Genomic DNA, 10,140 nt, shown 5'->3' with positions numbered 1-10,140 from the left:
GTATAGCACTACAGTTATCAGTAGCTGTAACTATAGCGGCGACAGGTATGCTTTCACAATCAACGTCTGCATTGGCAGGCACGCCACTCAACACGGGTGGAGTTGTATCAGTTACGTTAATGGTTTGGTTACATGAAGTTGATGCAGTGTTAATTCCACAAGTTTCTTCGGCCGTCCAGGTTCTAGTTATTATGAATGAGTTTGGGCAAGCGCCTGCTGTAGTGACATCTGTATACGATATATCAATTGTACAGGTCCCATCTGTAGGAATAGCCGTTGCTTTTCCTAAGGTTAAATTTATATCAGGATCTATACTTTCATCACATTCTATTGTAATATCACTGGGGCAGGTAATGGTGGGAGCGAAACTGAGAGAAGATAAATCATCAACTAAATTTTCATCCTTCTGAACAGCATCTATTTTTAATTCCGACTGAAACAACCCCGCAAAAAACGAAACAACTTTATACTGAAGGCTATAAACAGGAGAGGACGGCGTAGGTGTCGCATTTAGGGTTCGGGCATACAAACTACAACTTATCAGAAAAGCGAGTAGAAAAGGGATGCTTTTATAAAAGTAGTTCTTCTTCATAAACTGTTAATAGTTTGGGTAAAACACATAAAAATCCCGTTCGTTTACATCACTTTTTTAATAAAACGAACACATTTCTGGTTCTACTTGCTATTAACCATTCTTATGAGGGATACAATAAAATTATCTTTATACTCTACAAATAACAAAAATACTCGTTGAAAGGTATTTTATCTTCTATACTCTGTAAGTTATTTTTTTAAGACTCGAATTGAACTATTTACAGAGGTAATGAAAATGAACCTGCCCCTGCCAATTTCCAAACAGGTGAAGTATATTTTAAATGTAACCTCATTTCAGTATAAAATCGCTTGAAATCGCGCGTAGAATGCGGGTTGATCTTTAGAGAACAGATTGGTTTTTGAATACCGTTAGGTTTGTGGCCGGTCTGCCTTTCTGGTGAATTGAAATAGCTATGAAGACCTGAGATCGTCTATGCCCTCAGGTTGGCTTTTTGGGTCTATTAAATGTTGTTAATTGATGACGATTTGTTTCGAGGCAATATAGCCTGCATCACTTTCCACCGATACAATGCCATAGGTATGTTTTAAATTGGGAATGGTTATCCTAAAGTCCTGATTTTGAAGATTATTCAATGTATATACCTGTTGTCCGTTTAAGTTATAGATGGTGATTTTTTTGATGCTGTTAGGACCGGTCGTATTGATGTACACCTCCTTTGAATTGCTCAGATACTGGATGCGTGTGTTTTCAAGGAAAGCTTCCGGTGTGGACAGGCTGCTTTTGGCGATGTTGTTTTCTGAGTTATCCTTAAATGCAATAAAAAAGCGATCCGTATAATCGCCGTGACTCATATGGGAAGCGTAGTCTGCATCATTGATTCGCGTGTAGGTTTCCAGATAGGCGTCATATACAAACACGTCTATGGGGTTATCAAAATTCTCTAATTTATCAAATGAAATCTTAATGTTGCCACTATTGGTTAAAAATAGGCCTAAAGGATAGGTTTTAGTGTCATCAAAAGCCCCAACACCTTGAATTACATAACGTTCATTTTCTATCAGCCAGTTCAGATCATCGGGGAAATTGTCGACATTCAAGGCATCATAACCATAATCGTATCCGTCGGAGGCTGCATTATCAGGCGTAAAACCGATAGCCAAATGACGTACGTAACCATTGGGCATGGTGAAGTCTATACGTAACAACTGGGGATCGGTATAATTGGCAGCGGTATTTGCATACCCGATGATACCGGCAAATAATAGAAATGCTGAACACAAGTAGGTAATTTTGGTCATTAGATTTGGGGTTTAATGAACACTATCGCTCTTACTTGTGCTAATATACCATTATTTCATTAAATAATCCATGAAATACATTTATAATCGATGAAATGATTAATTAAAATGTATTTGAAGGAATTATATTCATAAAAAAGGAGGTAAATAGCCTCCTTTTTTATGAATATAAACATTATTAATATCCGTTTTGATTACTGAACCGCGATCTTTTTTAGTTACCGATAATGACCTTTTTATTTACTTTACCCAGAGTGGTATGCACCTCTATGATATAGGTCCCATCTGCAATAGTATTTACGGGGATCTTCATTTCATTGGAGAATTGAGCCGTATTGAATTTATTCCAGGATTTCACCTGCTGACCCAATATATTGGTCAAATACACCTGTTTGACATCAATATCATAAGGCGTCCTGATATAGATCTCTCTGCTGTTTTGCAGATAGTTTACTGTAACTTTATCAATGATAGCATTTTCCTCAGTAACAGAGAGCGCATGCTTCTTATTAAAGGTCACAAAGAAACGATCCAGATAGATGTCGGCATCCAGTGTCATTTCAAACGTACGATTGCTGTCATCAATTCGCGTGTAGGTCCCCAGCAACGCATCATAAATATAGACTTTGGTACTAGGGGCCATATTTTCAAATGTGGTAATGGAAATTTCGACCATACCCGAATTGGTTAAGTACAAGCCTAGAGGATATTCCTTCATATCATCAAATTCGCCCACACCCTGAATCACATATTTATTCCCATCTATCATAAACAACAAATCATCGGGCAGTGATTCCTTGGTCCTTGCATCATAGCCAAAATCCACAGCATCGGTCGCTCGGTTGTCCGGAGTAAATCCGAGTACCAGAGGTCTTACCGCACCATAAGGTGTTTTGAACTCAAATCGAATGAGTTGCGCATCGCTATTTTCTTCTAAAGGTGGCGTATTGGATTTCCCATTTTTACCATTGGTTCCTTTAATGAAAACTGAGCCATTTTGAGAGTTATCATTGGTTTCCCTTTGGAACAACCGTTGGCTGTTCTTAAAGGTGACCACACCACCTGAGGCATTCGAATGTACAAAGAATCCTTGTCCCACGGGTACATACCTGCCCGGGATTTTAGTTCCTGCTCCACCGGTAATCACATAACCATCGGCCGTTGGTGCGGGGGTAACGGCAGCAACACCTGTTAATAGGTTACGCACGGCATATCCACCTAAGTAATCTCGTAAAATATGGGTATTATTCTCAACATAATGTTCCCAAAAATACAAGGCTCCTGTGGTACTGCTTTCGTTATCAAAGATAAATTCGTTAGCATCCAAGGCAGAGGGGTATGGGTTGCCCACCAAGGCATTATATCCTGCATTTATAGGTGTGGTTATGGTTTCATTATTGGGTTTTCCGGTAAATACATAGTTCTGTGTTCCGGCTGTGCCGGCCACGTAGTTATTACCACTGCCTTTCATGATATGACCCAGACCGATATTAAAGGTGGTAGACTGATTCAATCTTCTCCAATTGGCATAGGTATTGGCCACATAGTTTTCGTAGGCGTATAACCATCTCGTACTAATGGATATTGGATTGGTTCCAGGTGCCGTATATGAACCGGTCCATGTTATGGCTTGAGGCGTTGCCGAATTGGTTCCATCGCGCATCACCCCGCCAATACTTCTCGGGTTATTGTTACTGCCTACGGTCTGTGGTCCAACCGGAGACCCCCAATAGTTATAGTTAAACGGATTGTTGGTGCCTTGCTGGTCGCGTTCCAGGAATCCGCTGCTATCCACATCCAAAATACTCTCGTTTGACTGGGTGGGGGTATAACGCTTCTGAACCAGTTGCGATTCACCAATTAAATCTATCTGTCCATCCAATCTTAAATAATGTGTAATCCATAGTCCTGTCCCGGTATTCGTTTCATCCTGAGTCCCTGAATTGGTTATGGTGAGTTCAGCACTATCGACAAGCAGTCCTAAAAGGGTAACATCCTGTACATCTGATATAACGTTATGACCTGTTCTCACGATATTCCAGTCTATCGGACTACCATTTATACCCGTACTGTTCGGATGATCCCATACGGAATGTCCCCAGGTCCAGGGTGATGCCCCATCATTATTTCCGGTATTGACATCATTCCAATTACCGTCTTCATCAGTAGTATAAGGCAATGGAGCGGTTTCGTCCTGGGTGGTTTCAATATTTCGCAACTGGCCATCAGGTCCTATCCCAAATGTAGACAATAAATATCCGGTTCCGGAGAGGGATGCCGGTTGCAACATTCTGTAATACCCGATCAAGCTGGACCAATTTAGCCCATCCACATCAATAGGTACAACCGTACCGCGCGTGGCAGTGCCATTGTTGACTATGGTTTGATTCATCATCTGTCGAATTTGTTCTACGGTGAGTGCAGTATCCCAAATACGCAATTCCTGCATCCAGCCGCTGTAATAATTCAAGGGATTCGGATTACCACCGGCAGGATCCTGATCCATAGCTCCCAGCATAAATTCATGGCTATTTGACAAAGGTGCTGAACCGCTTCCACTGCCCACCTGTAGACCGTCGACATATAAGATGTAATTCGATCCATCGAATGTTACAGCGATGTGATACCATCTGTCCGTTCCAAGAGCGTTAGAAGCCGCAACTGTACCGCCTCCATTGTAATTAAAGGAGAGGCTTGTTCCTTCCAGCCTTAAGTCGTATCCATCGGTCAGCGCAGTGGCGTCACGCTTGGAAAAAATGGTCTGTATGGCATTATTTGACCCACCGTCATTCTGGTTCGGATCCGGTTTTACCCAGATCTCCAAACTGAAGTTCGAGCTTAAATTAAATTCATTATGATAGGTCACGTGGTCATTATCACCATCAAAGTCCAGTGTATTACATCCTTCTCCGAAACTGATGACTACAAGGTCCTGATCACAATCTATTTCCCAAAGTAGTTGATACGTAATTCCTGCCTGACCCGTAAATATGGCATTTGGATCCGTGATATCAGAGAAACTACCTCCCGTTCCGGAAACAATATACCAGTTTCCGGGTAAGATGTTCCCTTCAGAATCTTCTCCGGATGCACTAAGAACCGTCGATGTTATACCACAGTTCTCGACACTCAAATCCTGATCGGGTCCTGCATTTGCAAAAGTTTCCAGGGGTTGTGTCACATCTATGGAAGCGGTTTCAGGACAACCATTTGCATCCGTTACGGTCACGGTGTAAGTTCCAACGGCTAAATTGATAGCCGTTTGAGTGGTTTGCCCATCACTCCATAAGTAGGTATAAGGTGCTGTACCACCGGAAGGGTAAATTTTTGCTGTTCCACCGTTCGCGCCGTTATAACATTGTGGTTCGTTAAATTCTGTCGATAGCGTCAAATCAGTCGGCTGTGTGATCGTCACGTTTCTTGAAATCTGACAGCCATTCGCGTCCGTAGCAACCACATTATAGGTGCCCGGAACCAGATTAGTGGCTGTTGCGGTGGATTGCCCATTACTCCACAAATAGGTGTAGGGAGCAGTTCCACCGGACACATTTATAGTGGCCGTTCCATCGCCGGCATTATAGCATTGCACATTTGTTCTTGATGTTGATGCGGTTAATACTGTTGGTTGTCCTATGGTAACACTAACATTTGCGGTACAATTATTGGCATCGGTTACAGTAACCGAATATGTGCCGGTAGTCAATCCTGTGGCGGTTTGAGAAGTTTGCCCATTACTCCACAAATAGGTGTAACCGGGAGTACCTCCCGAAGGAGTTGCTGTTGCAGTACCATCATTTCCACCATAACAATTGGGTTCAATACCTGAAGCTGTAGCGGTAAGTAATGGGGGATCGGTAATGGTGACGCTATCAGAATCGGTACATCCATTGGCGTCTGTTACGGTTATGGTATAGGTGCCCGCGCTTAAATTGGTTGCTGTCTGTGTGGTTTGTCCGTCCGACCATAAATAGGTATAGGGTGGTGTGCCACCTGAAACATTGGATTGCGCATACCCGTTGGAGCCTCCAAAACATGGGGGAACAACAGGAGCAATGCTGTCTATCGATAATTCATCGGGCTCACCAACAACCACACTCGTTGTAACCGTGTAAGGATCGGAGACCGTCATTTCAAGATCCGGATCGTAATAGGTATTCGAATCCGTTACCGTCACGGTGTAAGTTCCGGGACTCAACCCGGTTTGATTTTGAGCTGTAGGATCCAATCCACTGCCATCACTTGTCGTCCAGAAGTAAGCATACGGTGGCGTACCACCAAAGGCATCTACTGAGGCCGTGCCATCATTAGTGCCTGCATAACATGAAATATCTGTGGCTGTGGCAATGACTGATAAAGGTGAACTCACCTCAAGGTCAAAACCAGGACAATAACATTTTGGTTCGCGCTGTCCACAAGGTGTTTTAGCCAATTTTGTCCATGAGATTAAAAATTTGGTGATCGTAATCTGACTACCACACACATATTGATCATCAATAAATAAATACGCTGCTCCGGTTCCAATTTTTTCACCTTCATATAAACATTCCTCCACGGCCTGAGTACTTATCTCACCTGTAAGCGGATGCACCGTTGAATACTCTGCCACCACATTTAAATTGTAATTGGTATTATCACCATGATCCAGATAAAACCAAATATAAATAGGATCGCCAATGACTTCACCCGGATTATCACAAGTACCCAATGGTGTACCATCGGCATCACCAATATACCAATCCAGGAGCTGATAATCCTGAGACACGCAACGATCACATTCCACATCAAACTCGATACAGGAATCGATAAGAACGTCAAAGGTATAACTCACCGATTGTCCTGAATCGTCCGTTACGATGAGAGCAATAGTTTTATCGCCACCTGAGGTGTAGGTAATTTCTTTGGTAGAATTATCATTTGGATTTCCTATCACCGTCTCTACATTTGTGCCAAAATTCCAGGTATAGCTTAAATTACCATAGCCACCTGTGATCAACGGATTACCTGTTCCATCCAGTAATCGAATGTATAAATGTTGCAAATCAATAGATTCATTGGGGTCACAAGCTGTCTCATAGTCTAAGATAATAGTAATAAGATCAGCAACAATGATGCTCTCTGTTATCTGGCATCCGGTACTATCGGTTACCGTAACGGTATAAGTTCCCTGGCTCAGGCCTGTTTGGTTTTGAGCTGTTGGGTTTAAACCGCTGCCATCGGAGGTGATCCATGAATAGGTATATGGCCCAACGCCACCGCTAGGTGTGGCTGAAGCCGTTCCATCCGTTTGTCCAACACCTGAGGTTACGGTTGTCGAAACGGTTAAATCCAACACCGGAGGATCTGAATAGGTCACAGATTTTGTTACGGAACAGCCTGTAGCATCCGTAATGGTGACATTATAGGTTCCGGGAGACAATCCCGTCGCCGTTTGAGAAGTTTGTCCGTTGCTCCACAAATAGGAATATCCGGATATCCCTCCCGTAGGGGTTACCGTAGCCGTTCCACTGCTCGTCCCGGCACAATCGACAGTACTGGTCGTAAAGGAAGCTGTGATCTCCGTTGGCTGGTTTATGGTCACATCGATTTCTTTTTCACATCCATTCGCATCGATGACGCTCATGGTGTAAGTGCCTGCAGACAGACCCGAAAAAGAGCTGCTAGAGGTAGTCGCGCCGCCATTGAGACTGTACAAATAAGGGGCAGTTCCGCCCGTAACAGATAAGTTTATAGAACCATCAGTCGCGTTGTAACAAGAAGCATCGGTATGGGATTCAGAAATTGCAATGTCGTCAGGTTCGGTAATGGTTACCGTTGCTGTCACAGGACAATTATAAAAGTCTGTTACGGTTAAGGTATAGGTTCCCGCGGCCAGTCCTGATGCCGCCAGGGTCGTTTGCGCTGCAGGGTCATCCCACAAATAGGTATATGGGGCTTTTCCACCTGATACCACACCACTGGCACTACCTGAAGCTTCTCCGTAACACAATGCGTTTTGCCAACTCGGAATCTCTACTTTGACACGAGTTGATTCATTGATAACGACTTCGACATTTTCAGATAGACAACCCTCAGAATCTCTAACTTGAAAATAATAGGTCCCGTCAACCAATCCGCCGAAATCCCCATTAGTGGTCCAGTTTACGGTGGCATCTCCTGTCATTTGATATTCGTATCCGCCATTACCCCCTTGACCAACAACTTCAACACCTTTGGAGCCAGGTTCAAAACAGTTGGCATCGGTTAATTGTACATCGGCAACAAGGGCTTCTGTTGGACCGATTAGTGATACAACCACATCTGCCGTACAGTCGTTCGCATCTTTTACCGTAATGGTGTAGCTGCCGCCGGTTAAATTGCTGAAGGTTGCACTACTTTGGAAATCAACGCCATTGATACTGTAGGTATATGGTGTTGTACCACCGGCCCCAGCTGCTGTAATCCATCCGGTAGGGTTATCGTAACAGAACAGGTTACTGGATTGCGAATCGATGGAGGCGGTTAATAGTGTCGGTTCGTTAATAGTTACCGTGCAGGTACTGGAACAACCTTCATCATCAGTGACGGTGACGGTGTGGGTTCCTGCTGGCAGGGCATTGGGGTCTAAACCACCCCAGTCGTAGGTATATGGGCCATTGCCACCGGACCCGGAAACCGTGGCTATACCATCTGAGCCGCCGAGGCAACTCACATCCTGAACAACTGTGGTAGTGCATACCACTGGATCTATGGTTATGGTTTGGGTTGCCGTAGAACTATTTCCTGCATTGTCCGTAAAGGTCCATGTAATGGTAGTGGTTGCGGATACCGGGAATGCTACATTGGGCACACCACTTATAGAACCACCCGTACAATTATCTATTGCTGTTGGTGTCGTGGGGGTATATTCGCAGCCCCAGGTCACATCATTTACAGAGGGTACCACAGGTGGAACATCATCCACGACCGTAACATTTGCGAAACAGCTGGAAGCATTGCCATTGGCATCGGTTACATCAAGTCTTACAGAGTTAACTCCTAAGTCAGAACAATCAAAGGTCGTTTGACTGGCCGCTCGATTTACAATACCGCAGGCATCAGTTGAACCGCCATCAATATCGTCAATAGTTAATGTGCCATTTCCATTTGCATCCAGATATACGGTATGGTCCTGACACACCGCGTTGGGTTGTACATTATCTTCAACAATTACGGTGACATCGCAAGTGTCGGTATTGCCGCCTCCATCGGTAGCCGTTAAAGTAATCGTATTGGATCCCACATCGGTACAATCGAAGGTCGATTGATTTAATGATAAAGTAACACCACAGGGATTGTCACCATCATGACTGCCATTGTCAAGTTGAGAAGGGAGTATGGTGGCATTACCTGTGGCATCCAATTGAACTGTCAGAGGCGCTGCCCTGCAGATAGCAACCGGAGGAATGTTGTCCAGGACTGTGACAGTCGCTGTACAGGTAGCGATATTACCGGCACCATCGGTTACAATCATGTCGACTTGCATGTCGCCCGTATCCTCACAGTAGATATTCATAGTATTACCTCCATCAGCAAAGGACACACTTACACTGCCGCAGGCATCATAACTGCCGTTGTTTATATCGTTTACATTTAGTTTATCACCCTGGGTATTGGCACCATCGGAATCGAGAACAATTGTAAAATCCTGGCACAAGGCTACGGGAGGATCTATATCGTTAACGGTTACCGTAAAACTACAGGTATCTGTATTACCGGCCGGATCGGTCGCTGTATAGGTAACGGTAGTCGTTCCTACATTAAAGGAATCACCGGGGTCATGGGTACTTGTTAAGGTGTAGGAACAGTTATCGCTGGCAGTTGGTGGCGTCCAGCTGGCGCTGTTGCTACAGGTGCCTGTAATATTGTCGATGGTAATGTTGTTAGGGCAGCCAGTAATGACCGGGTCAATATTGTCAGTTACCACGACCTGTTGTGTACAAGAGCTTGAATTACCATTGACATCTTCTACGGTCCAGGTTACGGTTGTTGCTCCGACAGGGAAAGTAGCGGGTGCATCATTGGATAAGCTGGGGGCATTGATACCACAGTTATCTGAGGTTGCTGGATTTACAAGAGCTACAGTAGCGAAGCACTCTCCGGGATCAACGTTAACAGCGACATCGGCAGCACAAGTTATTGTTGGGTCAATATTGTCAGTTACCACGACCTGTTGTGTACAAGAGCTTGAATTACCATTGACATCTTCTACGGTCCAGGTTACGGTTGTTGCTCCGACAGGGAAAGTAGCGGGTGCATCATTGGATAAGC

3 protein-coding genes and 1 pseudogene are annotated in these 10,140 nt (G+C 44.1%); all 4 read right to left on the bottom strand.

The window, feature by feature from the left end; genetic code table 11:
* On the bottom strand, positions 1–592 hold a 592-nt coding region (locus MR041_RS15505), incomplete at its 3' end, for a hypothetical protein (RefSeq protein WP_242095164.1).
* Positions 593–1,065: 473 nt separating this feature from the next.
* Positions 1,066–1,854: a hypothetical protein gene (locus tag MR041_RS15500; protein WP_242095163.1), complete on the bottom strand. Its 789-nt coding sequence runs from the start codon at positions 1,852–1,854 to the stop codon at positions 1,066–1,068.
* Between the two features lie 214 nt (positions 1,855–2,068).
* Positions 2,069–10,036: an HYR domain-containing protein gene (locus MR041_RS15495; protein WP_242095162.1), complete on the bottom strand. Its 7,968-nt coding sequence runs from the start codon at positions 10,034–10,036 to the stop codon at positions 2,069–2,071.
* A gap of 6 nt (positions 10,037–10,042) precedes the next feature.
* A pseudogene (locus MR041_RS15690) lies at positions 10,043–10,140 on the bottom strand (HYR domain-containing protein); the annotation flags it as partial.

It is taken from the genome of Aestuariivivens sediminicola, from assembly GCF_022662015.1.
Classification (GTDB): Bacteria; Bacteroidota; Bacteroidia; order Flavobacteriales; family Flavobacteriaceae; genus Aestuariivivens; species Aestuariivivens sediminicola.
The sequence above is the reverse complement of the archived record's forward strand: the minus strand, read 5'-3'. Positions and strand labels throughout refer to the sequence as shown.

Coding starts and splice junctions, on each gene's coding strand:
- MR041_RS15500 (WP_242095163.1), bottom strand. CDS start 1,854: ATGACCAAAATTACCTACTTGTGTTCAGCATTTCTATTATTTGCCGGT.